This is a genomic window from Lysobacter sp. Soil_N_51, assembly GCF_057655755.1.
In genome coordinates, this window is record NZ_JBDGLR010000001.1 from 378,845 (window position 1) to 404,483 (window position 25,639).

Here is a 25,639-nt window from a genome sequence, read left to right on the forward strand (position 1 = left end):
GCGGGTGAAACATCGGCATTCGAGCAAGAGCCACGCTCGCCGCGCATGCGACTACCGGCGCGCGAAAACAAAAGGCCACGCTCGCGCGTGGCCTTTTGCGTCTTTCACTTCACACACGAATCGCGATCAGAACTTGCCTTCCTGGAAATCGACGAACGCCTGCATCACTTCCTGCTTGGTGTTCATCACGAACGGACCGTAGCGCGCGACCGGTTCGCGCAGCGGCCGTCCGGCGATCACGATCAGGCGGCTGCCCGGCTTCGCGTCGCCCAGCTTGAGCACGTTGCCGCCCGCCAGCACCGCCAGTTCCTGCGCATCGAGTTCGCGCGCGTCCTCGCCGTCGCCGATCCGCACGCCGCCTTCGTAGACGTACGCGAACGCGTTGTGGCCTTCGGGCAATTCGTACTCCCAGCTCGCGCCGGCGTCGAGCGCGATGTCGAGATAGACCGGGTCGGTCGCCGGCTGCGCGATCGGCCCGCGCAGGTCGCCGATGCGGCCGGCGATCAACTTGACCTGCACGCCGTCGGCCGGCTGGACCTGGACGATGCGGTCGGGCGCGAACTCCTGGTATTTCGGCTCGGTCATCTTCTCGCGCGCCGGCAGGTTGACCCACAGCTGGAAGCCGCGCATGCGGCCTTGTTCCTGCTCGGGCATTTCCGAATGCACCAGGCCGCGGCCGGCGGTCATCCACTGCACGCTGCCGGGGACCAGCACGCCTTCGTTGCCGTGGTTGTCCTTGTGGCGCATGCGGCCGTCGAGCATGTAGGTGACGGTCTCGAAGCCGCGGTGCGGGTGCTCCGGGAAACCGGCGAGGTAATCCTCGGGCTTGTCGGTGCCGAATTCGTCGAGCAGCAGGAACGGATCGAGATCGGGCAGCTGCGGACCGCCGATGACCCGGGTCAGGCGGACCCCGGCGCCGTCGGAGGTCGGCTGGCCGCGCAGCTTGCGGCCGACGCGGGCGTAAGCGGTGGCGGGGGTGGCGGTGTCCATGGTCCTGTCCTATGCGGATGCCGGATTGGCGATGGGCATAGGATGCCACTGCATTTTCAGAACGATAGCGCTCTGCATGCAATCATCAATCATATAAACAGAACAATAAGCCGCTATCGTCCGCCCGCGTTTCACTGCCTCACCCGGCTTCTTATCTCCCTCTCCCGCTTGCGGGAGAGGGCCGGGGTGAGGGAAACAGCATGGCGCAAAGCTCCCAGAAGCGCCCTCACCCTCCCCTCTCCCGCAAGCGGGAGAGGGAAAGCATCGGTCGAGGCTCGGCAAGAGATCGCTCGCTAGGGCCTCGGCGTTGCCACCGGGAGTACACGCCGACGCTACACCCGCGTATACACATACACCGTCGCCGGCGGCACGTTGCGCAATACGAAATCGCCGCGCCGCACCTGCAGCCCAAGCGAACGCGCGACCGGATCGGCCACCGGCGCGGCCGGGCCGTAGGTGAACTGCACGAACACGCCGTCCTCGCGCAGGCATTCGAACGCCGCGCCGAGGATGTCGCGCTGCAGCGGGTGCGGCATGGTCAGCAACCCGAGACCCGAGACGATCGCGTCGGCCGGACCGGCGCGCAGATAACCGGCGTCGCGCGCCAGCTGCGGCAACTCGCGCGCGTCGCCGAGCACCACCGGCACCTGCGGAAAACGCAGATGCAGATGCGCGTGCAATTCTTCGTTGAGTTCGAGCACCAGCAGGTCTTCGTCGCGGATGCCGGCATCGAGCAAGGCGCGGGTGATCGCGCCGGTGCCGCCGCCGAGTTCGATCACCCGGTTCACGTCGTCGGGCAGTTCGGAAATCATCGCCGCGGCCAGTTCGGCGCTGGACGGCGCCACCGCCGCCACCCGCAACGGGTTCTTGAGCCACTGACGGAAGAAGGTCCAGGTACCGGGCTTGCGGTGCGACTTCATGCGCGATGCTCCAAGCAACGCGCACGCGCGAGGCTGCTACGACGAAAAGGGGACGCCATCAACGCGGCTCCAGCCGCCAGCAGCGGTGGATCCGGGCGTCGCGTTCGAAATCCAGCGGAATCGTCTGCGCGCTGATATCCACGCAGCGGGCGAACTGGGCGATCGCATCTTCGTCCAGACGGAACCGGCGGAAGTTGTTGGAAAAATACAGCACGCCGTTGTCGGCCAGGCGCGCGACCGCGGCGCGCAGCAGGCGCACGTGTTCGCGCTGGATGTCGAAGTCGTCGGCGCGCGCGGAATTGGAGAAGGTCGGCGGATCGCAGAAGATCAGGTCGTAACGGCCGCGATCGGCTTCCAGCCATTGCACCGCGTCGGCCTGAGCCAGGCGGTGCTGCGAACCGGTCACGCCGTTCTCGCGCAGATTATCCGAACACCACTGCAGGTAGGTGGCCGACAGATCGACCGTGGTGGTCTCGCTGGCGCCGCCGACCGCCGCCTGCACGGTGGCCGCGCCGGTGTAACCGAACAGGTTGAGGAAACGGCTGCCGCGCGCTTCTTCGGCGATGCGCAGGCGCATCGGCCGATGATCGAGGAACAGGCCGGTATCGAGATAATCGAACGGATTCACCCGCAGCCGCGCGGCGCCTTCGCGCACGACAATGAATTCGCCGCGCTGATCGAACTGGCCGTACTTGCTGCCGCCCTTGCCGCGCGCGCGGGTCTTGATCGCGAGCCGCTCGCGCGGCACCGCGAACACCTCGCGCGCGGCCGCGAGCAATTCGTTGAGACGACGGCGCTGGTCGGCTTCGGGGATGTCGGACGGCGCGGCGTATTCCTGCACGTGCAGATAGGTGCGCGGCTGCGGTTCGTCGGTGGTGTAGACGTCGATCGCGGCCGAGTATTCGGGCAGATCGGCGTCGTAGGCGCGGAAGCAGTCGATCGCTTCGCGCTGGCGCCAGTTCTTGAGCTTGCGCAGGTTCTTGCGCAGGCGATTTGCGACCATCTGCGCGCCTTCGCTCAACGGCGGCGGCGCGGCGTCTTCGGCCTGCGCCTTGCGTTCGGCGTGGCCGATGCGCGCGATCGGCTCGCACACGATCAGGGCGCATTCGATCGCGCCGTTGAAGATCTGGTACTTCTTGCTGGCGCGCAGGGTCGTGGCCTGGGCCAGCGCCGGATCGCCGCACAGCAGGCTGGCGCGCCAGCTCGGCACGGTGCGCTTGAGCGCTTCGCCGAGCGCGCGATACAGCGCGGGATCGGCGGTCAGGCGGGCGTCGTAGGGCGGGTTGCAGACGGCCAGGCCCGGAGTCTGCGCATCGCTCTTCGCGTTCGCATCCGGGCTTGCGCCGGTCCCCGAGGACATCGCCTCTTCAAGACCGTCATTCCCGCGAACGCGGGAATCCAGGGCTTTATCGCGACTTGACTCTGAAGTCTCTGGATCCCCGCCTGGGCGGGGATGACGGACTTCAGGCTGCGCGGCTTGAAACTTCGCGATCTGAAGCCGCTCAGGCGCCGCCTGCAACGACTCCACCGCCGCGACATTCCACTCGATCACTCCCGCCAACCCGGCTTCGATCTCGTTGTCGCGCGCCGCGCGGATCGCATGCGGATCGATATCGCTGCCGGCGAATACCGGACGCAGCGCGGCCAGTCCCGCGGCTTCGCGCTCGCGCGCCTGCTCGCACAGCGTGCGCCAGCCGGCGAAATCGAACCCGCGCCAGCGCGTCGGCGGCAACGCGCCGTGACGCAGCAGACCCGGCGCGACGTCGGCGGCCATCAGCGCGCCTTCGATCAGCAAGGTCCCGCTGCCGCACATCGGGTCGAACAAGCCGCCGCCGTTCGCGTACACCTTCGGCCAACCGCCGCGCAGCAACACCGCCGCGGCGAGATTTTCCTTCAGCGGCGCTTCGCCCTGTTTCTGCCGCCAGCCGCGCCGGTGCAGCGAACCGCCGCCCAGGTCGATCGACACGATCGCCTTGCCCTTGCGGATCACCAGATTCAAACGCAGATCGGGCTGATCGGTGTCGACGTCGGGGCGCGAACCGGTGCGCGCGCGCATCACGTCGACCACGCCGTCCTTGACCCGCTGCGCGGCGTAGCGCGCGTGGGTGATCGCCTCGCCCGACACGTGCGCGTCGACCGCGAGCGTATGCACGCTCTCCATGTGCGCGGGCCAATCCAGCGCGGCGACGCCGGCGTACAGGGCGTGCTCGTCGGGACAATCGAATTCGGCGATCGGCCACAACACCCGGCTGGCCAGACGCGACCACAGCACCGCGCGCTGCGCGTCGGCGAGTTCGCCCTCGACGTTGACGCCGGCGGTGGCGGCGGTCGCGCGCTGGCAACCCAGCGCGATCAGTTCGTCGGCCAACAGGTATTCCAGACCCTTGCCGCAGCTTGCGTAGAACTTGCTCATGCTTGCGCGGTACTCACAATGTTTCGAGCAGGCGCGCGAACGCGTCGGCGCTGCCCTGCACGTGCGCCGTAAGGCGGTGGCTGTCGTCGACCAGGAGCAACCGCGCACGGCGCGGATGGGCCCAGGCGACGACATCGGCGGCCGGGATCAGTTCGTCGTCCCAGCCGTGAATGATGCTGATCGGTACATCGGCGGCCTGCAGCGTGGGCGCAGGGCCCATCGCGATCGGCGGCGCCATCAGGAACAGCGCGGCGGGCCGGACCTGCATCGACACCGCGCCGGAAATATAGGCGCCCAGGCTCGACCCGGCGAGCACCACCGGCCCGCGCTGCGCGGCCGTGCGCGCCAGCCCGAGCAGACGCTCGATGCGCGCGTAGACATCGCCCAGATCGCTGACCTCGCGTTTGGCGTCCAGGTCGGTGTAGTCGGGACGCTCGTGGGTCCAGCCAAGACGCTGCGCCGCCTCGGCCAGGGCGGTGACCTTGGTCGCGTCGGGACCGCTTTCGAAGCCATGAGACAGAATGCAATGTCCTGGGGCGATCATCTTTGAGCCGGGGTGTAGTAGTGGCAGATCACGACGAAAGTCCGGGAATGCAGTGACCTGGAGTGATCATCTTTGAGCCGAGGTGAAGTAATTGCAGATCACCGCGAAAGTCCAAAGACACGAGTTCCCGCGCAATCATCCAAGAACCGATGTGAATCAATCGCGGATCCCATCGCGCCAGCAAACAACAAGCCATGGCGACCATCGCGCATGAAATCCATCCCGACGCCCGCGATCATGGCGCGCGCGCCGAAACCGTCATGCCCGACCCGCGATCATGAGGCGGCAACCGATCGCGAAACAAACCAGCACGCCGGATCATCCGCACCAATCGCGCGATCAACCCGCAACCGCATCGATCACCGGCACCAGCGCATCGCCAAGCCGGATCGTGCCGCCCTCGAGAATCCGCGCGCACAGACCGCCGTGGCCGCGCATCGCGTTGAAACCGCCCGGGCCGAGCGCGGCTTCCATCATCGAACACGGGTCGCAGGACTCGGTCCATTCCAACAGCGCGCCGCCGAGGCGGAAGCGACGATCTTTCAAGGCCAGCAACGGCAGCCCGGAGACCACGATATTGCGGCGCAGGAACGCGGGTTCCAGCGATTCGTGACCCGACAGGGCCGCGATCACCGGCAAATGCTCGGCCTGGATCAGGGTCACGCCGCGCTTGCCGCTGCCGCCCTTGTAGCGGTCGCCGGCCAAGCCCGCGCCGGCCTGCGCGACGACCTCGTCCAGGGCCTGCATCCGCACCGCCCGCGCCGGACGCACGCCGATCCATTCGACCCGGCCGGGCCGCGGCAACGTGGCCATCAGCTTTCCTAGCGCGGAGTCGGCGGGCGGCAGGGTCATGGGGGGCTCCGTGGGAGGGCGAATGGTAGCATCCGCAGGCATGCCGCCCCTGAATCTCACGTCCGCGCCCCTGCCCTACGAAGCCCGGCTGACGCCGCGCGAACCGGCCTCGATCGACCTGGTGGTGATCCATTGCACCGAGTTGCCCGACCTGGCCACGGCGCGCGAATACGGCGAGCGGGTGCTGTACGCCGAGTCCGGCACCGGCAACAGCGGCCACTACTACATCGACCGCGACGGCTCGGTGCTGCGCTATGTCGGCGAGGACCGCATCGCCCATCACGTGCGCGGCTACAACCCGCGCTCGATCGGGATCGAACTGGTCAACATCGGCCGTTATCCGCACTGGCTGGATTCGCGCCGCCAGGCCATGCCCGAGGACTACACCTCAGCGCAGATCCAGGCGCTGACCGACCTGTTGAGCGACCTGCGCCAGCGCCTGCCGTCGCTGCGCTACATCGCCGGGCACGAGGACCTGGACACCACCCAGGTCGAAGCCAGCGACGATCCCTCGGTGCTGGTCCAGCGCAAGCTCGATCCGGGCCCGTGGTTTCCGTGGCCGCGGGTGTTGGCGGGGTGCGGGCTGGAGCGGTTGCCGCGCTGAGGTATCGGCGCGTCACGCGGCGTCGGCGCGCAACCTCACCGGCCCACCGCGCCGCGCCGGACCGTGGCGGGCGTCCCGCTATACTCCACCCGACCTCCCAAACCGCGCGCCGATGACCTCCTCCCCCGTCTCCGAACTGATCGAACTGCTGTCGCTGGAACGATTGGAGGACAACCTGTTTCGCGGCCAGAGCCGCGATATCGGCACCAAGTACGTGTTCGGCGGGCAGGTGCTCGGCCAAGCGCTGTCGGCCGCGCAGGCCACCCTCGACACCGCGCGCGCGGCGCATTCGCTGCATGCGTATTTCCTCAAGGCCGGCGATATCGAAGCGCCGATCGTCTACCAGGCCGACCGCACCCGCGACGGCGGCAGTTTCTCGGTGCGCCGGGTCACCGCGATCCAGCACGGTCAGCCGATCTTCTTCCTGGCCGCCTCGTTCCACAAAGACCAGGACGGCGGCGAACACCAGCTGTCGATGCCGGAAGTGCCCAAGCCCGAGGACATCGATCCGGCGCCTGCGGTGCCGGCCGAGGTCATGGCGACCTTGCCAACCAAGGTCCAGCGCTGGCTGTCGCGGCAAGGGCCGTTCGAATTCCGCCATGTGTATCCGCGCGACGAACTCAATCCGCCCAAGCGGCCGCCGTTCCAGCAGGTCTGGTTCCGCCTGAGCGAACCGGTCGGCGACGCGCCGGAGCTGCATCGCGCCCTGCTCGCCTACGCCTCCGACTTCCATCTGCTCGGCACCGCGACGTTTCCGCACGGCATCAGCTACTACCAGCCGAACGTGCAGATGGCTTCGCTGGATCACGCCTTGTGGTTCCACCGTCCGTTCCGCGCCGACGACTGGCTGCTGTATTCGATCGACAGCCCCAGCGCGCAAGGCGCGCGCGGGTTGGCGCGCGGGCAGATCTTCGATCGGCAGGGACGACTGGTCGCCAGCAGCGCGCAGGAAGGCCTGATCCGGGTGGTGCGCGATGCCGCCAGCGCCGCGCAGGTTCCGGCGAAGGAATGACATGAGGCAGGTATTCAGCAGTCCGCGACTGGAAAACGTCGAAGGCGTGGCGCAGTTGTTGCGCGACGCCGGGATCGAAGTGCGGGTCACCAACGACCGCTCCTACAAGGGCAACCGGCGTTCGACCTTCAGTTACGCCGAACAACCCAAGGAACGTCCCGCGGTGTGGGTGGTGCAGTCCAGCGATCAGCTGCGCGCGCGCGATCTGCTGCGCGAGGCCGGGCTGATCGACAGCACCCGCGCCGAAGAATCGCATCACGCGCCGTTCCGTTTTCAGTCGAGCATCGACCAGACCCGCACGCCGGGGCAGAAACGCGCGTTCCGGATCAAGATCGGTCTGCTGCTGTGCATCGCGGTGGTGCTGGGCCTGGCGATGTTCCATAACCTGCGCAATCGCCCGGTGGCCGCGCCCGCGGTCGATCCGGCGATGGTCGCGCTGCAGACCCACACGTTCGACGGCAGCGTCGCGGCGATACCGGCCGGGCTGGCCGCGGCGGTGTTCAAGCAACAGTTGGCCGAGGCCGATCAACCGACCCAATGCCTGCGCGTGGACCGCAGCGACGCCTCACGCAAATTGCTGACCGCGCTCGCGCGTTCGAACCTGCGCCTGTTGCCGGCGAGCCAGTGCGTGGAAGTGCCCGACGAGGAACAAGGCAGCCACGCGCTCGACGGCGCGCCGGCCGAACTGATCCAGGTGCATGCGTTCCGGCCGACCTCGGCGAGCACCGGCACGGTCGAGTATTCGGCGTACTTCAGCCGCTCGCAGGCGGTGTACAAGACGCTCGAGGTCAAGCTGGTCGACGGCAACTGGACGGTGGTCAAGACGGTCAAGACCGTGCGCGCGATGGGCTGAGCGCGACACGCCGCGAAGGGAGCCCAGTTCGCGGCGCGGCGACTGTGAGCATCTCGAACACGTCGCGACGCAATACGACCGACCCGAGCCACTCATGCCGATGTTGGAACGGCATGGCGCGTACATGGCCATGCCGTTCCGATCGCATCCTGCGCTGTTTACCGTATCGCCTCAGCGCGATTCCGCGCTGAGGCGATCATCCTGTCGCACTGCATGTCGTCGCCGCTCAGAGTTGCTCAGCGATCAGCCGATGATCGACCATCATCGTCCCCTTGGTCAGGGTGCTGCGGACTCTGATCGCACCTGGCGCCACCGTCAGGTCCTCCGGGCTCGCATCGTACTTCCACTTCAGCGACATCTGCTGCCTGAGATTCATGAAACTGATGGGGCCGAGCTCGTCGTTGCTGACCACCACGGCCTTCGTCGGCGGCGTGGTCTGACCCGGCTCGGTTACGTGGACGATCCCGCTGATCCAGAGGGAGCTGTTCGTCGAGACGCCGGACGGCGTCTTCATCTCGGTGATCACACCGCGCGTGGGTGCGCAGATGGTCGCCGACTCCGCGGCGACCCACCCCTGCACGCCGCGAAACTCGACCAGCCCGAGGCAGTCCCCCAGGTGGTCGGTGACGATCAGGTGGGTGTCGGTGAAGGGACCCGACGGGCCGGTTGCGGGCCGCTCCAAAAGCTGCGTGTAGAGGCCTTCGTAGTTCGTGGAGAATTCGGTTTTGACCGTTTTGACGATCGGATCGTCGACGGCCTGGGCCGCCGCCGACAACGGGGCCAACGCCAACACCGACAGCGCAATCAGGGGGAGGAGCGATTTTGCAATCATGAAAAATCTCCATAGTTACTTCTGTAATGAGACGCGGGCATCGGTGCCCGCGCCGTCCGCGCCGATCGGCACGGACGGCCCATTAGAACTACGGGCACGGACCGTCGGGCATCGCCGGGTCCTCGATTACCGCGCGATTTACACCGACCTCATCGCACTGCGTCGATTTTCTGACTCGTCCTATCCACGACACAATGCCTGCGCGTGGATCGCAGCGATGCCTCGCGCAAACTGCTGACCGCGCTGGCGCGTTCGAACCTGCGACTGTTGCCGGCGAGCCAGTGCGTGGAAGTGCCCGACGAGGAACAAGGCAGCCACGCGCTCGACGGCGCGCCGGCCGAACTGATCCAGGTGCATGCGTTCCGGCCGACCTCGGCGAGCACCGGCACGGTCGAGTATTCGGCGTACTTCAGCCGCTCGCAGGCGGTGTACAAGACGCCCGAGGTCAAGCTGGTCGACGGCAACTGGACGGTGGTCAAGACGGTCAAGACCGTGCGCGCGATGGGCTGAGCGCGGCACCCGCCGCGAATGCAATCCGGCTTCGCGCACGCGCACGGACTTGCGCACGCAAGCGCGACGCGGGCTCGGCTGCCACGCCACCGAGAAACGGCATGGCGACCAACACCGCCATGCCGCTGCGGGCGCATCCTGCGCCGCTTACATCACGCGCCGCTTAGGTCCGGCCCAGGCGCGATGTTCCGCCCTGGCGCGATCCGCGGTCGCCGCCGCTCACACGGCGTGTCTCCAGACTTATCTCTCCAAGGGATTAAGGACGAACCGTTGACCGATAATCCTGCCGTCGACGATCACCGTGCCCTTGGTCTGAGTGGTGCGGATTCTCGTCCCGAACGGCGTTTTGTCCTCCGGCAGTGCGTCGTACTGCCAGTTCAACGACATCTGATTGTTGAACATGAAATCCGTGGTGCCCAGACTGTGGGTGCTCACCACCTTGCCCTTGATCGTCGACGTGGTCTGTCCCGGATCGGGCTTGCGGGCGATATCGCTGATCCACAGGCCCGGCATGACGCCGGGCGGGAGGGAAACGGGCACCATTTCATTGATGACGCCGCGCGAGGGCGCGCATGCATCCGCCCACGGCTGTATTTCCGCCGGATACGCCCATCCATCCGAGATCAGTTCGAACACCGCGGCGGTGCAGTCCAGTTCGTTGTTGGCGACCACCAGGTGGGTGTCGACGACCTGCTCCGCACCGGCCAGGGCGGGCCGCTCCAGAAGCTGGGTATACAGCGGGCCCTCGTGGTTGGTGGAGTACGAGGTTTTCGCCGTTCTGACAATCGGATCGTCGTTGGCGCAGGCCACCGACAGCGGGGCCAACGCCAACGCCGACAGCACCATCAGGGGGAGGAGCGATTTAGCAATCATGAATAATCTCCTTATCTACTTCTGTAATGAGACGCGGGCATCGGTGCCCGCGCCGTCCGTGTCGATCAACGCGGACGGCTCATTAGAAATACCGGCCCGGATCGGCGACGCCGCCGGATGCTGGATTACCGCGCGATTTACACCGACCTCATCGCATTGCGTCGACTTTCTGACTCGTCCTATCCATGCATCGGCGGCAAGCGACACGCACGGCCGAAGCTCGACGCCCCGTCCGAACGCGGCTTCGGGCGCGCTCTTGCCGCCGCCGCGCCGGTCGGTCACATTTCCCGGCGGGCTACGTCTAGGTTTGCAGGCATCGCCGGATGCCGCCGCCTCGAGACCGCTTGCATGACACCCGCCCACCCGCCGCGCCGCGTCCCCGCCCTTCCCGCACCCGCCCTCCGGAGCGTCTGGCGATGAATGCCGAAGCCCTGCATTCGCTGATCGACCACCACCTGCCGGCGGCCTCGCGCGGCGATACCGCCGCGTATTCGCGCATCGTCGGCGCCTGCCAGAACTCGGTCACCGCCATCGCCCTGGCGATGGTGCGCGACGTCCACGCCAGCGAGGACATCGCCCAGGAAGCCTTCCTCAACGCCTGGCAGAACATCCGCAAGCTGCAGAACCCGTCCAGCTTCCTGCCGTGGCTGCGCCAGATCACCCGCAACCTCGCTAACGATCATCTGCGCGCGCGCCAGCGCCTGCCGCGCGGCAGCGACGATTTCGACGCGGCCATCGCCGCCGCGGCCGATCCCGAACCCAGCGCGGTCGAACGCCTGATCGAAGCCGAACGCGCGCAAGTCGCGGCCGAACTGATCTCGGCCCTGCCCGACGAAAGCCGCGAGGTCCTGCTGCTGTATTACCGCGAAGGCCAAAGCTCGCAGCAGGTCGCCGCCCTGCTCGGCCTGAGCGACGCGGCCGTGCGCAAGCGCCTGTCGCGCGCGCGCAGCACGGTGCGCGGCGAGTTGCTCGATCGCTTCGCGGTGTTCGCGCGGGCCAGCGCGCCCACGGTCGGTTTCACCACCCTGGTCGCCAGCGCGCTCGGCGTGATCGCGCCGGCCGGCACCACCACCGCGGCGATCGCGGCCGGGTCGATCGGCTCGGGCCTGGCCGGCAAGTTCGGCCTGGGCGGGCTCGGCACCGCCGGCACCTCCGGCGGCGTGGTCGGCAGCGTGGTGGTGTTCGTGGTCGAACGGGTGTTGTCGCCGGTGTCCGAGGCGATGACCGGCGCGCCGCTGGACAGCGCCTCGATCGCCGTGCGCATGACGACGATCAGTTCGCAGACCCTGGGCGGGGTGATCGGCGGTTTCGTCGGCGGCTTGATCGCCACGGTGCTGATCGCGCGCTACATGCTCGGTTTCGCCGCCACACCACAGGAGCGGCGCGAGATCGGCCGGCTGATCACGGTCATGAGCGTGACCAGCGCGCTGCTCGCGTTGGCCACCCTGGTCACGCTGGAGGTCAGCCGCGGCTGGATCGTGCCGCTCGCGGTGACCTTGGCGGTGATCGTATTGAGCCTGTGGCAATGGCTGGTCGTGGTGCCGCGCGCGCTGGCGCCGTCGATGGCGCGGATCCGCCGCGAAACCGGCCGCGATCCCAAGCGCAGCCTGGTCTATCGCTGGGTGCTGGGGCCGCAGGCGATGGTCTGGAGTTCGCTGGTGATGCTCGCCTCGGTGGTGTACGTGCTGTTCCGCGACGGCCGCTTCGGCTGATCGCTATCGGTAGCGACCGCCAGCGATCGCCGCGGCGGCGCCCCAATGCGCCGCCGCGGCTCCGCTGCGCCCCCGCGCCAACATCGTCCCCGCGGATCGCGCGCGATCCGCGCGTGCATTGCCGCCCCGCTTCGCGCGTCGCGCGTTGTGCTTTGTGCGTTGTGCGTTGTGCGCGCGAGCATTCCCTTTTCGCATCGCCCGCCGCATCGCGCGTCATGCGCATGCTCATGGCACATACGCCTCCGGCGCGGCGGCGAAGTTCACCGGCACGGTGATCGTCGCGCTCGCGCCATTGTCCAGATCCACGCTCAGATTGACCGCGGCGCCGCCGGCCGCGCCGCCGCTGGCCGGATTGCACGCGCCGGTGCCGGCGCCGATCGCGCAGCTCCAGGCGGCGGCGAGGGTCGCGCCGTTGGGCAGCAGGTCCTCGACCAGCGCGCCGGCCACCGCGTCGGGGCCGTCGTTACGCACGGTGATGGTGTACACGGCGCTGCCGCCCGGCGTGTAGGTCGCGCTCGCATCGCTCTTGACGATCGACAATGCCACTTGGTTGCGGGTGTTGGTGAAGGCGCAGGTCAGCACTTCGTCGGCGACCACGCTGGCGCCGGGAATCGTGTAGACCGTGCCCGCGAGCGCGCCGACCGCGGTGTTGGCGGCGTTGCGGCATAGCGCCGAGGTCAGCGTATAGCCGGCCGGCAGGCCGGTCTCGGCGATGGTCACGTCGGTACCGGCCGCGACGACCGTGTACGCCTGCACGCCGGCAGTGTTGACGTCGCCGTCGACCTGGACCGCGGTGCCCGCGGCCTGGGTGGTGACGTTGCCGGTGGCCTGCGCGGTATTGGTCAGCGTGAAGCCGAAGCTGCCGACACCGCGCAGGCTGGTCTTGTTGAGCACGATCCGCGGCAAGGCCGCGACCACGTTGCGGGTCGGTTGATCGCCGGGCGTGGCGGGATCGGCGTCGCTGACGTCGAGCAGGTCCTGACCCAGGGTCGCGGCGCGATGCGCCACGCTCGCGCTGTTGTTGATCACCGTGCCGGCCGCCACGCCGGCGTTGACCCGCACGCGGAAACGCAGGCTGAAACTTTCGCCGGGCGCGATCGTGCCGCCGCTGCCGGCGGTCGCGCCGGTGCCCAGGCGGAACACCACGCGATTGTTGCCGGCATCGAATTCGGCCTGGTCGTCTCCGGCCGCGTCGCTGAGCGCGCCGGCATTGGCGCCGCTGACGATGACCAGACTGCCCGGCTCGTAGGTGGTATTGGCCGGGATCGCATCGGTCAGCACGGTCTGCAACGAGGAATCGCTGCCGATGTTGGTGGTGCCGACGGTGAATTCAAGCAATTCGCCCGGCAACAGGCCGCCGCCGTTGAGATCGGCCGAACTCTTGAGCAGCCGATCCTTGAGATTGGGCCGCGATACGTCGGTGGCGCGGCTGATCATGCCGAAGATCAACACCTCGTCGATGCTGCCGCGGGCGCGGATCAAGGCCGAGGTCGCGCCGTTGGGCAAGGGCACGTTGGGCGGGGTGAAATCCAGGTCCATGCCCAGGGTGTCGAAATAGTTCGGCGTGCGCGCGCCGACGTCGGCGCCGTTGCGGGAGATCGAACTGTTCCAGAAGTTGCTGACCGGATTGGCCGCGTTGGACACGTTGCTCAGCGTGGCCGCGTTGCGGCCGTACTGCAGTCCGACCGCGCCGTCGGTGGTATCGTCGCCGTCCCAGCCCAGCAGCCCGAGGGTGGAGTTGACCGGCCCGGTGGCCGGGGTGATGAAGCCGCCGAACGCGATGTCGACCGGCAAGGCCGAGTCGCTGGCGCTGAGCAGGCCGTCGTAGATATTGAGGCTGCGGGTCGCGGCCTGGGCCGGATCGCGGTAGGCGATCACCAGCGCCCAGCCGGCCCAGGTGCTGCCCAACGAACCGATCCCGCGCTGGGTGGTCTGCACGTTGGCGACGGTGTAGCTGCCGTTGCCCGCGGCCTGGACCAGCGCGGTGACGTCGTCGAAGCCCTGGTAGGCGGCGTCGCCGAACGCGCCGGCCGAGTTCGTCAACAGTTCGTCGGCGCTGAGCGAGGTGTACAGCGCGGACCCGGGCGTGCGCAGACGCACGGCGTTGCGCGCGAGCGAAGCGCTGACGCCACTCCAGTACAGGCCGGCGAACAGCACGGTCGATCCGGTCGGAAGCGCGAGCGTGGCGCTGCTGGAATTGAACGTGGTCGGGTCGCTGTCGACATCGACATAGACCATGGCGATGGCCGGGTCCTGATTGACGACGGTGACGCTGCCGCTCTGCGCCTGCGTACACAAGATGATGTTGCCGCCGCAATGCAGGTTGATATTGCCGATGCCGGTGATGTCGCCGTTGACGGCCGGGTTCTGGTAGCGCGGCGCGAACGCGCGATCGGCCTGCGCGGCCGGCGCCAGCATCGTCGCGACGATCGCGAGAGCCGCGACCGCGAGGCGGCGGCGCCGCCCCGGCAAAGCGCGGGATCCGATCGGCTGTGCATTGAACAGGTGCCATAGCGCCATAGCATCGCTCCCCTATGCGACGTATCGGCATCGCGATTCGCGGATGCCATGGCACTACTTACTAATCCCAAAAATTCGAAAACAGAAGACTGCGCGCGGCCTCAGCGAAAATAAAATTATTTCGCGCAGTTTATGTTCACAAGAGGCACGCTAGATCCACTAAAAAAGCATGCATCTGCAAAAAACTCCTGATTTCGTGCAGCTAATTCATCCGGGCCGAAACGACCGCTGCGCAAAACGCTTGCAACCGACTCGACGCCAAGCCACATAAACTGAGTCAAATAGTCACAACAATTCAATCAGATTCTTGTCTGCCGGTTTACCCGGCGCATGCGGCCAGATCCGGACCGGACCGCCCGACGCGCCGAGCCGACCTCCATCGATCCGCGGCGCGATCGATACCGATCGTTTCAGTGCGCTGGAACCAAGCCGCGCGTGCGGCCGCCACGCGCCGCATCGGAAACGAACCCGACTCCGATGCGGCGCAACCCGCGTTCGCCTCAACGATGCGGCGTGGGCTTGAGATCGGCCTTGGTCAGGAAGCCGTCGCGGTTCTCGTCGAGGAACGCGAAGCTCTTGGCCAGGCGCGGCATCTTTTCCTCGACCTCGATCTTGCTGAGCTTGCCGTCGTGATTGAGATCGGCGGCGGCGAACTTCTCGTCGAAGCGCTTGGCGCGTTCGGCTTCGCGCTTGGGCCGCTCGCTTTCGAAGTAAGCGTGCAGCTCGCTGCGCACGATGTAGCCGTCGCGGTTGCGATCGATCTGCGCGAACTTGTCGCCCAGGCGCGGCGACTTCGCCGCTTCGGCCTGACTGATTCGACCGTCGCCGTCGGTGTCGAGCGCGGCCGGACCGCCGTGGCCACCGTGCCCGCCACGACCGCCGTGTTCGCGGCCACCGCGACGCTGCGGGCGTTCGCTCGCATCGAGCTTGCCGTCGCGGTTCTTGTCGAGCTTGTCGAAGTTCTCCGCCAGGCGCGGCAGCTTGGACGCTTCCTCGCGGGTGATCACGCCGTCGTTGTTGGCGTCGAGCTTGATCCGCTGGCGCTGCGGCGCGGCGGTGTCGGTCTGGGGCGCGGCGATGGCCGCGCCGGCGAGCATGGCCGCGGCGAGCGCGGCGACATAGAGGGGGGAACGGGTCATGCGTTGACTCCTGCGGCAGGCGCCACCGTGGCGCCGATGAGCGGATCAACGTCCCCGCCGTAAGGCGGTTGACACGCGGGCGCGGACATTCATCGGCGCGACAGCCGGCCGATCCGCGTCGAGCCGTCGCTAACCCGTCGCCGACAGCGCAAAACTCCGACGCCGGCCTGCGCATCGGGCGAACGCGGCGCTATGCTGCGCTCATGGGCACGCAACCTCAGCCTGACAGCGACGATCTCCGCCTGTTCCACACCGGCGAGCACGCCTGCGGCTACTGGCCCGAGCGCACCGCCCGCGATCTGGTCCTGGACCCGCGCGATCCGCGTCTGCGCGAGTGGTATCCACATGCGCTGGGCTGGGGCTTCCGCCGCTCCGGCGACATCGTCTACCGCCCGCATTGCAGCGGCTGCCGCGCCTGCGTGGCGGTGCGCATCCCGGTCGATCGCTTCGTGCCCGACCGCAGCCAGCGCCGCTGTCTGGCGCGCAATGCCGCGGTGGAAATGCGCGTGCGCCCGGCCGAACGCGACGAGGAACAACTCGCGCTGTACAAGCGCTACCTCGCCTCGCGCCATGCCGGCGGCGGCATGGACGGCCACGGCGCGCTCGAGTTCGACCAGTTCCTGATCGGCAGTTGGAGCGAGAACCGCTTCCTCGAGCTGCGCGAACCGGCGCCGCGCGGCCACGGCAAGCTGCTCGCGGTCGCCGTCACCGATGTGGTCGACAACGCCCTGTCGGCGGTCTACACCTTCTACGACCCCGACCTGGCCGATCGCAGCCTGGGCACGCTGGCGATCCTGCGTCAGATCGAATGGGCCCGGCGCGAACGGCGCGGCCATCTGTATCTGGGCTACTGGATCGCCGGCCATCCGAAGATGGATTACAAACGCCGTTTCCGACCGTTGGAGGCATTCGATGGTCGCGATTGGCGGGTTTTTACACATTCGTAACACTCTGTGCGTGCGGGTCGTGTATTTCGTAGCCGCGTCGTAGTCACGACATGCGGGAAGGCGCCGCTCAGGCCTGGCATGGAGCCGCCACCCTCATCACTCAACGCCACATGGAGTTTCCGCAATGAAATTGAACACCCTGTTCCTGGCTGCCGCGATCACCCTGAGCCTGGCCGCTTGTAACAAGCCCGCCGACAAGCCCGCCGACGCCCCGGCCGCCGACGCCGCTGCCGCGCCGGCCGCCGATCCGGCCGCGACCCCGGCTCCGGACGCCGCTCCGGCTGCTCCGATGGACCCGGCCATGCCGGCCGCTGCTCCGGCCGCCGCCAGCGTCGGCGTCGCCGAGTGCGACGACTACCTGGCCAAGGTCAGCGCCTGCCTCACCGACAAGGTGCCGGAAGCCCAGCGCGCCGCGTTCCAGACCGGTCTGGATCAGAGCCGCAATGCCTGGGCCCAGGCCGCTGCTACGCCGCAGGGCAAGGAAGCGCTGGCCAACGCCTGCAAGATGGCGCTGGACCAGAGCAAGGCGCAGTACGCCTCGTTCGGCTGCACCCTGTAATTCGAACCTTCGGGCTCGACGCGACGCCCCGGCTTGCCGGGGCGTTGTTGTTTGTGGAGGTGCAGTCGGGAATCGGGAATCGGGAATCGGTTCGAGCGTGAGGCTTGCGATGCCGAATTGGAGCATCGCCAGCACGAACGATCGCGCGGGCCACGAGGTTTTTTATCGTTCCAGATCGTCCCGAACCGCCGACAACTCGCCCGGCTAACCGCCCGAAACTGTCACTAAGCCCGAATCGCGCCGTGCCATCATGCGCTCATGTCCAGACCACTTCCCTACGTCGCCGCGACCCTCGCGGCTCTGCTCGCGGCCTGCACGCAAGTGAACGTTCACGGCGATCCCAAGGCCTGGGTCAAGGCCCAGAACGAGACCGCGCAACTGCGCGTGGCGACCTACAACACCTCGCTCTACGACGACGCCGACGGCGGCCTGATCGCGCGCCTGCAAGGCGACGACGGCAACGCGCGCAAGATCGCCGCGGTGCTGCAGCGCGTACGTCCCGACCTGGTGCTGCTCAACGAATTCGACTACGACCCGCAACACCGCGCGGCCGACCTGTTCCAGCGCAATTACCTGGAAGTCGCCCAGCCCGGCGGCGGCGACGCCCTGCGCTATCCCTACCGCTATCTCGCCCCGGTCAACACCGGCGTGCCGAGCGGCCTGGACCTGGACGGCGACGGCCAATCCGGCGATGCAAAGCGCGCCGACCGCGCGCGCGGCAACGACGCCTGGGGCTACGGTCTGCATCCGGGCCAATACGGCATGCTGGTGCTGTCGCGTTATCCGATCGACACCTCCGCGGTGCGCAGCTTCCAGACCTTCAAGTGGAGCGCGTTGCCCGGCGCGCGCCAGCCGCGCGATCCGGCCACCGGCAAAACTTGGTACTCGGCCAGCGTGTGGCCGCAGATGCGGCTGTCGTCGAAATCGCATTGGGACGTGCCGGTTAAAACGCCGCTGGGCGTGCTGCATTTCCTCGCCGCGCATCCGACCCCGCCGGTGTTCGACGGCCCGGAGGATCGCAACGGCGCGCGCAATCACGATGAAATCGCACTGTGGGCGCGCTACCTCGACGGCGGCACGCCGGCCTGGCTGTGCGACGACCAGGGCCGCTGCGGCGGACTGGCGAGCGATGCGCGCTTCGTCATCGTCGGCGATATGAATGCCGATCCCGTCGACGGCGACGGCGTGCCGGGCTCGATCAAGCAATTGCTCGACCACCCGCGCGTCGATGCGAGCCACATTCCGCGCAGCGAAGGCGCCGCCGAGCGCGCGAGCTTTTACGGCTTCCCGCGCAAAGGCGATATCGCACAGCACACCGGCGATTTCGGTCCGAAGGCCGGCACCCTGCGCCTGGACTACGTGCTGCCTTCGCGCGGTTGGAAGGTCGAGGACACCGGCGTGTTCTGGCCGAAGGCCGGCAGCGACGACGCGAAGATTTCCGAAGCCAGCGACCATCACCTGGTGTGGGTCGATCTGAGCAACTGAGCACAGCGCGAGCGGGCACCGCAACCGCCTGGGCTGAAGCGCGGTGCTGAAGATCACATTAACCGGACGCACAGACCTCAGAATTTCCGCCGAGACACCGGCATGCTGTGCAGGCCGGAGCGCTGTCCTGATCCGCACGCGCCGATCGAGTTATACAACGCAGCAGTTGCAACCCACGCCGACGCCGCGCTTCGCGTCGGCCGCCCGATTCGATGAAGCGCCCGGTCCGATGCCCGCCATCGCGGCCGGACCCGCAACGATTCCACCGCCACAACCGATGTCGACCTTGAATACTTCACGTCTTGAAACACTGCGCGAACGCATTCGTTCGCTGCCGACGACCCCACCGCCCGCGCCCTGGAAAGCGATCGCGAATGTCGCCGTCGGCGGCTTGAGTTCGGTGGGCTTCGACCGCGATTCGGATCTGCTGCTGGTCGTATCCAGCCAAGGGCGCGGCGTGTTCGACTGCCTGCGCGGCGAGCGCGTGGCGCGCGATCGCGGCGATTACGAAGAAGACCATGCCCATCTGGAAGCGCAAGGCATCGGCCCCTTGCAAGGCCGCGCGATCCGCATCGCCGGCGCGGGCGGCGGCGGACTGGCCACCACCACCGCGGACGGCTGGGCCGTGCATCGGCTCGAACTGGATTGGCCCGGACAGGAACTGGTGCTGACCGAACCGGGCTCGCACCTGTTCGGCGATCTGTACGACAAGCCAGCGCCGCTGCACAAGATCCATCAGGACTCGACCGTGCGCGCCTGCGGCTTCTCCGCCACCGGACTGAGCCTGGTGATCGCCACCAGCAGCGACCTGCGGATTTTCGCGCGCGCATAGAACGCGCCGGCCGCGTCTTTCGCGTTGTCGCGATGGCCGTCGCCGCATGCGCCATCGCCGTTCGCCATCGCCGCCGGTGAAATCCGGGCGATAGAATCGGGGCCTGCGTCATCGCACCCACCCCGAGCGGCAACCATCGTATGAGCACCTCAGTCACCTGGGCCATCCAGACCAACTTCATCGCCGACGAGCAGATCCGCCGGGTGTGGAACGCCGCCGAGGATGCCGGCGCGCGCGTGCAGGAGATTCAGGTCATTCCGTTCTCCGATGAACTCGGCAACCACGTGCCGCAGATCGACGGCGTGGTGATTCCCTACGGCGCGACCAAGCTGACCCGGCTGGCGATGCAGCGCGGCTGGGCCGGGCTGTGCTTCGATCCCGACACCTTCCGCGTCGACTGCTGGAATCGCAACCGCGACGACATGCTCAACCAGCACGTGCGGCAGATGAGCGTGCGCGAGTGCATGGCGGCGATGGAACACGAGCCCGACGACAGCGTCTGGTTCGTGCGCCCGCTGCATGACCTTAAGCATTTCGACGGCACGGTGACCGTCGCCAAGGAAATCCGCCGCTGGATGAGCAGCGTGGATTCGGGCAACTTCAGTTTCGACGGCGATACCGAAGTGATCGTCGCGCCGCCGCGGAAAATTCACGCCGAGTGGCGATATTTCATCGTCGACGGCACCGTCGTGGACGGCTCCTCCTACCGCATCGCCGGCCAGCGCATGGCCAACGCGGTCGCGCGTCCGGAACTGTACGAACAGGCGCAGGCGCTGGCCGACGGCTGGCTGCCGCACCGCACCTGCGTGATGGACGTGGCCCAGACCGACGACGGGCTCAAGGTGATCGAATTCAATACCTTCAATTCGTCGGGCTTCTATGCGCACGACATCGAGAAGATCGTCGCCGCGGTGACCGTGCATTTCGCCGCCTCGCCTCACGCGGCCACGGCGGTCGAAGCCGATGCGCCCGCATGAACCGTGGACGGCGATCGAGCGCTGGTTCGGCGCGCCGATCGCGACGGGGTTGCGCGAGGCGATCGCCGGCCATGGCGGCGGCGAGATCGGTGCGGTCCGTTTGTACGCGGTCGAGGAACTGACCGAACGCAATCAATGCTATGAAACCCAGGTCTATTGCCCGGGCTATCTGACCATCGGCGACGATGGCGGCGGCCGCGCGATCCTCGTGCACGCGGGGCTGGCGCCACCGACCGTGTTCGTGGTCGGCCACGGCAGCATGAGCGAGGACGACTTCGTCGTGGTCGGCGACGATCTTGCGGGCTGGCTCGACGCAGGCTGTCCGTTGGATTGAGGCTTAACTAGCCTGAAGCATCGTTGCGCGAACGCACGTCGTTGCCAACGTAGCGGGCGCTCTACCGGCAACCATCCACGACCAATTCGTCGCGACCCGTGCATCGCGCCGCATCCGAGTTCGGCGGACGACGAATAAACCAACCGCCAGTGCGAACCTGACGGGTCGCTCAAGCCTGGCGATATCTCCAACCGATACGCAACGCTGACGCGGCGATCGCCGATCCGCCAGCGCCGCGCGCGGCTCAGCCCTCGGCAGGCCGATGGAATTCGCGGATGACCTCAATGGTCCCGACGATTTCGTCGTTGAGCGCTTCCAGCTCCTCCGCCGGCACCCACCACTCGGTGTGATGCGCGCCGCCGACTTTCTGGATCGGATAGCGGGCCATGAACGCGGCGCGCACCTGGAAACGGGTGACCGCGCCGTAGCCGCTGTCCTTGATGTTCCAGCGTTCGGCGATCTCGGCCGCGTATTGCTCGTTGGTCACCGGATAGAAGATCGGCTGCTCGGGCAGACGCGGCGGCCAGCGCTTGAATGCGCTGTCGCGCAGCTTCGCCAGCTCCTCCGGGCCAACCGGTCTGTACAGGGTGACGGTGTCTTCGTGCTTGCTTGCAGCGTTCATTGCTGGACTCCTTGTCCGCGCCCGACCCGCAGGCGAAGTGCGGGCCGAATCCATCGTCCGGCCCGAAGCGGCGCAATCTACCGCGTTTGCGTCGATCGCGCTCGCAAACGATGCGCGCGTGCGACGCGGTACGATCGCGGCGGCTCGGTGACGACGCCGCTCAGTCGGGTTTATCCAGGGCTTACTCGGTTTTATTCGGATTGCTGGCCGCGATAACCGTCGCCGGCGCATCCGGCACCGCCGGCGCGGGCGTCGGAGCGGAACTTGGCACCGCGGCTGGCGCGACAGTCGCGGGCACGGTCTTCGGCGCGGCTTTCGGCGCGGGCTTAGGCAGGCTGGCGCCGAAACCGAACGAACCTTCGCCGTGCGCCGAGACGATCATGCGCACCATGCTGCCGGGCACCATCAACTCCAGCGACAAAAACTGTCCGTCGGCGGTGCGGCCTTCCAGGGTCATTTCGGTGAACGCGCCGCCGGTGTCGATTTCCTTGCACAGCACATGCGCGCCGGCCGGCCCGTCGAGCAGATACGGCCGGATCGCATCGCCCAGCACCTCCAACGCCTGCGGGAAGAAAAATACCGCGTAGCCCTGCGTGTCGTTCATCGTCGCTTCCCTGGATGGTTCGGTACCGGGTGGTCCGGCGCGCGCGGCGGCGGACGCTGTCGCGCCGCGAATCGAGGATCGCGGCGCCTGCTCGCGCTCAGCGCAATTCGATCTGCAATTGCGCCGCCGCTTCGCGCGCCTTGGCGCGGGCTTGATCGATGTCGGCGCCCAAGGCCAGGGTCACCGCGACCCGGCGCTGGCCTTCCACGCGCGGCTTGCCGAACAGGCGCAATTGCGTGTCGACCTGCCCCAGCGCCGCATCGACGCCGGAGAACACCGGCACGCCGACGCCCTGGGCGAGCACCGCGCACGAAGCCGACGCGCCGTGTTCGCGGATGGTCGGAATCGGCAGGCCGAGGATCGCGCGCGCATGCAGGGCGAATTCGCTCAGGTCCTGCGAAATCAGCGTGACCAGGCCGGTGTCGTGCGGCCGCGGCGAGACCTCGCTGAACCACACCTCGTCGCCCTTGACGAACAACTCCACGCCGAACACGCCGTAACCGCCGAGATCGTCGGTGATGGCGCGGGCGATCTGCTGCGCGCGCGCCAGCGCGACCGGGTTCATCGGCTGCGGCTGCCAGCTTTCGCGGTAGTCGCCGTCGCGCTGCAAGTGGCCGATCGGTGCGCAGTAGGTCACGCCGCCGGCATGGCGCACGGTCAGCAGGGTGATTTCGTATTCGAAATCGATGAAGCCTTCGACGATGACCCGGCCGGCGCCGGCGCGGCCGCCGGTCTGAGCGTAGTTCCAGGCCTTGTCGATCTCGCCCGGATCACGCACCAGGCTCTGGCCCTTGCCCGAGGACGACATCACCGGCTTGATCACGCACGGCAGGCCGAGTTCGGCGACCGCGGCACGGTAGTCCTCGACGGTGTCGACGAAGCGGTACGGCGAGGTCGGCAGTTGCAGGGTTTCGGCGGCGAGACGGCGGATGCCTTCGCGGTCCATGGTCAGGCGCGCGGCGCGCGCGGTCGGGATCACCCGTGTTTCGGTGCCGCGCTCGGCGAATTCGCGTTCCAGTTCGACCAGGGTCTGGGTGTGGATCGCCTCGATCTCCGGCACGATCAGATGCGGCCGCTCGGCCGCGATCAGGGCGCGGATGGCCTGACCGTCGAGCATGTCGAGCACGTGGCTGCGATGGGCGACCTGCATTGCCGGCGCGTCGGCGTAGCGGTCGGCGGCGATCACTTCCACCCCGAAGCGCTGCAACTCGATCGCCACCTCCTTGCCCAGCTCGCCCGAACCGAGCAGAAGCACGCGAAAGGCGTGCGGGGACAGCGGCGTACCGAGCGTGGTCATGGACGAAACCTCAAGTGGGGTGGGATGAGCCTAGTCTAACTTTCCGCGCCGGCGCGGCGTTCGCGGACTATGGCGGCACACATCGCCCGTGCGATGCTGTGGCCATGCCCTTTGCCCGTCCTCGGCCCGCAGCGCGCGCCGTCGCTCCCGCATCGCCGGATGCCCCGCCGACCGCCCGCGCCGCCGCCGCGCCGGGCGGCGTTCGGCGCCGGTTGGCGTGGCTCTCGGGCGTGCTCGGCGCTGCCGTGCTGGCCGCGTGCTCGGGCTCGGACACGCCGCCCGAACACGGCAGCAGCGAACTGGCCGGGATGATGCTGGACCCGCAGCTGTCGGAGATCAGCGGCCTGGCCGCCTCGCGCCGGCATCCGGACGTGCTGTGGATGCACGACGACGGCGGCAACCCCGAGCGCCTGTTCGCGGTCGCGACCAATGGCGACCGCCTGGCCACGTTGCGGATCGAGGGCGTGACCAAGACCGATTGGGAGGACATGGCCGCGTTCGAACTCGACGGCCGCTCCTACCTGCTGATCGCCGACACCGGCGACAACGGCGGCCTGCGCCGCAGCCTGCAGCTGCATGTGATCGAAGAGCCTTCCAAGATCGAGAACGCGCGGCTCAAGCCGGCCTGGTCGATCGCGTTCCGCTGGCCCGACGGCGCGCGCGACTGCGAAGCGGTGGCGGTCGACGTGGCGCGCAGGCAGGTGCTGCTGATTTCGAAGAAACGCCAGCCGCCGGAGCTGTTCGCGCTGCCGCTGATGCCGGCCGGCAATGCGTTGCAGACCGCGACCCGGCTCGGCGAGTTGGCCGGTATCCCGCAAGCCGACGAGGCACTGCGCAAATCAAACCCCGGCCGGGCCAAGCTGCAAGGCCAGGTCACCGCGGCCGACATCTCGCCCGACGGCGCGACCCTGGCGGTGATGACGTATCGCTACCTGTTGCAGTACCCGCGCCAGCCGAAGCAGAGCTGGGCCCAGGCGGTCACCGGCACCCCGCGGGTCAGCGATCTGCCGTGGCTGCCGCAGGCCGAGGCGCTGGGCTGGTCGGCCGACGGCCACAGCCTGTATGCGACCGGGGAATTCATTCCGGCGCCGCTTTATCGGGTTACGCCTTGACGGCTGGGATTCGGGAATCGGGAATCGGGAATCGGGAATCGGATGGAGCATCGCCGCCGGCGGTTTGCGCCGGCAGGCGAGTTGGCGTGGTCGCGGGATTTCAGACCGCCGCTCAAGCCAGACCGGGCGTGCCACCTCGCCCGACGCACCGCCCCGACGAACGGCCGCCCTAATTTGATATCAATCTGATATCAATATCGCAGACACCGACCGAGCCGACGCCATGAAAGAAAACCCGACCACCTCCCTGCCCGGCATTCCGACCCTGATCGGCCTGTCGCTGATCCTGCTCGTCTGCGCCTACGGCTTTCTCACCGGATTCGTCGAGCCCGGCCGCTTCCTGTCCATGGTGGCCTCGGCGCTGATCGGCGCGACCGCCGCGTTCTGCCTGATGGGCCTGTACATGGTCGAACCCAACCAGGCCGCGGTGCTGAGCCTGTTCGGCCGCTACATCGGCACGGTCAAGGAAAACGGCCTGCGCTGGAACAACCCGCTGTTCGCCAAGCGCAAGGTCAGCCAGCGCGTGCGCAATTTCGAAAGCGGCCGGCTCAAGGTCAACGAACTCGACGGCAGCCCGATCGAGATCGCCTCGGTGATCGTCTGGCAGGTGGTCGATTCGGCCGAGGCGGTCTACAACGTCGACGACTACGAAACCTTCGTCCACATCCAGACCGAGTCGGCGGTGCGCGCGATGGCCACCAGCTATCCCTACGACCAGCACGAGGACGGCCAGCTCTCGCTGCGCAGCCACGCCGCCGAGATTTCCGTGCACCTGCGCGACGAACTGCAGGAACGCCTGGCCGACGCCGGCATCCACGTGGTCGACGCGCGCATCAGCCACCTCGCCTACGCGCCGGAAATCGCCCACGCCATGCTGCAGCGCCAGCAGGCCAACGCGGTGATCGCCGCGCGCACCCGCATCGTCTCCGGCGCGGTCGGCATGGTCGAGATGGCCCTGGCCGAATTGCAGAAGAACGGCGTGGTGCAGCTCGACGAAGAGCGCAAGGCGCAGATGGTCAGCAATCTGCTGGTGGTGCTGTGCGGCGACCGCAGCACCCAGCCGATCGTCAACGCCGGCACCCTGTACTGAGGCCCG

The 25,639-nt window shown here is 67.7% G+C and carries 25 protein-coding genes; 13 read left to right on the forward strand and 12 right to left on the reverse strand.

All coding sequences use genetic code 11. From position 1 onward, the window contains the following. Positions 1-126: 126 nt before the first annotated feature. The 5 genes from AC3A4T_RS01765 to AC3A4T_RS01785 all read right to left on the reverse strand — a co-directional run bounded on the left by AC3A4T_RS01765 (position 127) and on the right by AC3A4T_RS01785 (position 5,719). Positions 127-990, reverse strand: coding sequence for a pirin family protein (locus tag AC3A4T_RS01765; RefSeq protein ID WP_487673797.1), 864 nt, complete (start codon positions 988-990; stop codon positions 127-129). 332 nt (positions 991-1,322) lie between these two features. Then, the gene (locus AC3A4T_RS01770) at positions 1,323-1,910 is read right to left on the reverse strand and encodes a class I SAM-dependent methyltransferase (RefSeq protein ID WP_487673798.1); all 588 of its coding nucleotides are present in this window, start codon (positions 1,908-1,910) and stop codon (positions 1,323-1,325) included. Between the two features lie 58 nt (positions 1,911-1,968). After that, the gene (gene rlmKL, locus AC3A4T_RS01775) at positions 1,969-4,323 is read right to left on the reverse strand and encodes a bifunctional 23S rRNA (guanine(2069)-N(7))-methyltransferase RlmK/23S rRNA (guanine(2445)-N(2))-methyltransferase RlmL (protein ID WP_487673799.1); all 2,355 of its coding nucleotides are present in this window, start codon (positions 4,321-4,323) and stop codon (positions 1,969-1,971) included. Between the two features lie 13 nt (positions 4,324-4,336). Next, positions 4,337-4,864, reverse strand: coding sequence for a hypothetical protein (locus AC3A4T_RS01780; protein WP_487674034.1), 528 nt, complete (start codon positions 4,862-4,864; stop codon positions 4,337-4,339). Positions 4,865-5,206: 342 nt separating this feature from the next. Then, positions 5,207-5,719, reverse strand: coding sequence for an MOSC domain-containing protein (locus AC3A4T_RS01785; RefSeq protein WP_487673800.1), 513 nt, complete (start codon positions 5,717-5,719; stop codon positions 5,207-5,209). 22 nt (positions 5,720-5,741) lie between these two features. Between AC3A4T_RS01785 and AC3A4T_RS01790 the strand changes: the two genes are divergently transcribed. The 3 genes from AC3A4T_RS01790 (at position 5,742) to AC3A4T_RS01800 (ending at position 8,188) form a co-directional block, all read left to right on the forward strand. Further along, positions 5,742-6,323: an N-acetylmuramoyl-L-alanine amidase gene (locus AC3A4T_RS01790; RefSeq protein WP_487673801.1), complete on the forward strand. Its 582-nt coding sequence runs from the start codon at positions 5,742-5,744 to the stop codon at positions 6,321-6,323. Between the two features lie 112 nt (positions 6,324-6,435). After that, positions 6,436-7,335 (forward strand): acyl-CoA thioesterase II, encoded by a 900-nt coding sequence (tesB, locus tag AC3A4T_RS01795; protein ID WP_487673802.1) that lies wholly within the window; start codon positions 6,436-6,438, stop codon positions 7,333-7,335. Between the two features lies 1 nt (position 7,336). Further along, a complete protein-coding gene (locus AC3A4T_RS01800; RefSeq protein WP_487673803.1) occupies positions 7,337-8,188 on the forward strand; it encodes a hypothetical protein in 852 nt (283 codons plus the stop codon). 226 nt (positions 8,189-8,414) lie between these two features. On the opposite strand, the gene AC3A4T_RS01805 is transcribed toward AC3A4T_RS01800, so the two are convergent. Next, on the reverse strand, positions 8,415-9,020 hold the full coding sequence (locus AC3A4T_RS01805) for a hypothetical protein (RefSeq protein WP_487673804.1): 606 nt from the start codon (positions 9,018-9,020) through the stop codon (positions 8,415-8,417). Between the two features lie 204 nt (positions 9,021-9,224). Here AC3A4T_RS01805 and AC3A4T_RS01810 point away from each other — a divergent pair, with 204 nt between their 5' ends. Next, positions 9,225-9,530 (forward strand): hypothetical protein, encoded by a 306-nt coding sequence (locus AC3A4T_RS01810; protein ID WP_487673805.1) that lies wholly within the window; start codon positions 9,225-9,227, stop codon positions 9,528-9,530. A 240-nt stretch (positions 9,531-9,770) separates the two neighbouring features. Here the strand turns inward: AC3A4T_RS01810 and AC3A4T_RS01815 are convergent, their stop codons facing one another. Further along, the gene (locus AC3A4T_RS01815) at positions 9,771-10,403 is read right to left on the reverse strand and encodes a hypothetical protein (RefSeq protein ID WP_487673806.1); all 633 of its coding nucleotides are present in this window, start codon (positions 10,401-10,403) and stop codon (positions 9,771-9,773) included. Positions 10,404-10,819: 416 nt separating this feature from the next. Between AC3A4T_RS01815 and AC3A4T_RS01820 the strand changes: the two genes are divergently transcribed. Next, positions 10,820-12,115 carry an RNA polymerase sigma factor gene (locus AC3A4T_RS01820; RefSeq protein WP_487673807.1) on the forward strand — a complete coding sequence of 432 codons (1,296 nt, stop codon included), beginning with the start codon at positions 10,820-10,822 and terminating at the stop codon, positions 12,113-12,115. Positions 12,116-12,340: 225 nt separating this feature from the next. On the opposite strand, the gene AC3A4T_RS01825 is transcribed toward AC3A4T_RS01820, so the two are convergent. Next, positions 12,341-14,533, reverse strand: coding sequence for a prealbumin-like fold domain-containing protein (locus tag AC3A4T_RS01825; RefSeq protein ID WP_487673808.1), 2,193 nt, complete (start codon positions 14,531-14,533; stop codon positions 12,341-12,343). 602 nt (positions 14,534-15,135) lie between these two features. Then, positions 15,136-15,774: an EF-hand domain-containing protein gene (locus AC3A4T_RS01830; protein ID WP_487673809.1), complete on the reverse strand. Its 639-nt coding sequence runs from the start codon at positions 15,772-15,774 to the stop codon at positions 15,136-15,138. Between the two features lie 203 nt (positions 15,775-15,977). Between AC3A4T_RS01830 and AC3A4T_RS01835 the strand changes: the two genes are divergently transcribed. The 6 genes from AC3A4T_RS01835 to AC3A4T_RS01860 all read left to right on the forward strand — a co-directional run bounded on the left by AC3A4T_RS01835 (position 15,978) and on the right by AC3A4T_RS01860 (position 20,908). Continuing rightward, positions 15,978-16,721 carry an arginyltransferase gene (locus AC3A4T_RS01835; protein WP_056111315.1) on the forward strand — a complete coding sequence of 248 codons (744 nt, stop codon included), beginning with the start codon at positions 15,978-15,980 and terminating at the stop codon, positions 16,719-16,721. Between the two features lie 124 nt (positions 16,722-16,845). Then, positions 16,846-17,280 (forward strand): hypothetical protein, encoded by a 435-nt coding sequence (locus tag AC3A4T_RS01840; protein WP_036109309.1) that lies wholly within the window; start codon positions 16,846-16,848, stop codon positions 17,278-17,280. A 258-nt stretch (positions 17,281-17,538) separates the two neighbouring features. Next, positions 17,539-18,765 (forward strand): endonuclease/exonuclease/phosphatase family protein, encoded by a 1,227-nt coding sequence (locus AC3A4T_RS01845; protein ID WP_487673810.1) that lies wholly within the window; start codon positions 17,539-17,541, stop codon positions 18,763-18,765. 286 nt (positions 18,766-19,051) lie between these two features. After that, positions 19,052-19,597: a hypothetical protein gene (locus tag AC3A4T_RS01850; protein ID WP_487673811.1), complete on the forward strand. Its 546-nt coding sequence runs from the start codon at positions 19,052-19,054 to the stop codon at positions 19,595-19,597. Between the two features lie 140 nt (positions 19,598-19,737). Next, positions 19,738-20,574 (forward strand): ATP-grasp domain-containing protein, encoded by an 837-nt coding sequence (locus AC3A4T_RS01855; protein WP_487673812.1) that lies wholly within the window; start codon positions 19,738-19,740, stop codon positions 20,572-20,574. Then, the gene (locus tag AC3A4T_RS01860) at positions 20,561-20,908 is read left to right on the forward strand and encodes an SMI1/KNR4 family protein (protein ID WP_487673813.1); all 348 of its coding nucleotides are present in this window, start codon (positions 20,561-20,563) and stop codon (positions 20,906-20,908) included. Before AC3A4T_RS01855 ends, AC3A4T_RS01860 begins: the two co-directional genes overlap by 14 nt. Positions 20,909-21,152: 244 nt before the next feature. On the opposite strand, the gene AC3A4T_RS01865 is transcribed toward AC3A4T_RS01860, so the two are convergent. The 3 genes from AC3A4T_RS01865 to purT form a co-directional block, all read right to left on the reverse strand. Next, entirely contained in the window at positions 21,153-21,530 is a 378-nt protein-coding gene (locus AC3A4T_RS01865; RefSeq protein WP_487673814.1) for an ADP-ribosylation/crystallin J1, read from the reverse strand. Between the two features lie 181 nt (positions 21,531-21,711). After that, positions 21,712-22,134, reverse strand: a complete 423-nt coding sequence (locus tag AC3A4T_RS01870; protein WP_487673815.1) for a hypothetical protein — start codon at positions 22,132-22,134, stop codon at positions 21,712-21,714. Positions 22,135-22,231: 97 nt separating this feature from the next. Next, positions 22,232-23,431 carry a formate-dependent phosphoribosylglycinamide formyltransferase gene (gene purT, locus AC3A4T_RS01875; protein ID WP_487673816.1) on the reverse strand — a complete coding sequence of 400 codons (1,200 nt, stop codon included), beginning with the start codon at positions 23,429-23,431 and terminating at the stop codon, positions 22,232-22,234. A gap of 230 nt (positions 23,432-23,661) precedes the next feature. Here purT and AC3A4T_RS01880 point away from each other — a divergent pair, with 230 nt between their 5' ends. Beyond that, positions 23,662-24,543, forward strand: a complete 882-nt coding sequence (locus tag AC3A4T_RS01880) for a hypothetical protein (protein WP_487673817.1) — start codon at positions 23,662-23,664, stop codon at positions 24,541-24,543. Positions 24,544-24,766: 223 nt separating this feature from the next. Beyond that, on the forward strand, positions 24,767-25,633 hold the full coding sequence (locus AC3A4T_RS01885; protein WP_487673818.1) for an SPFH domain-containing protein: 867 nt from the start codon (positions 24,767-24,769) through the stop codon (positions 25,631-25,633). The last annotated feature ends 6 nt before the right edge of the window (positions 25,634-25,639 follow it).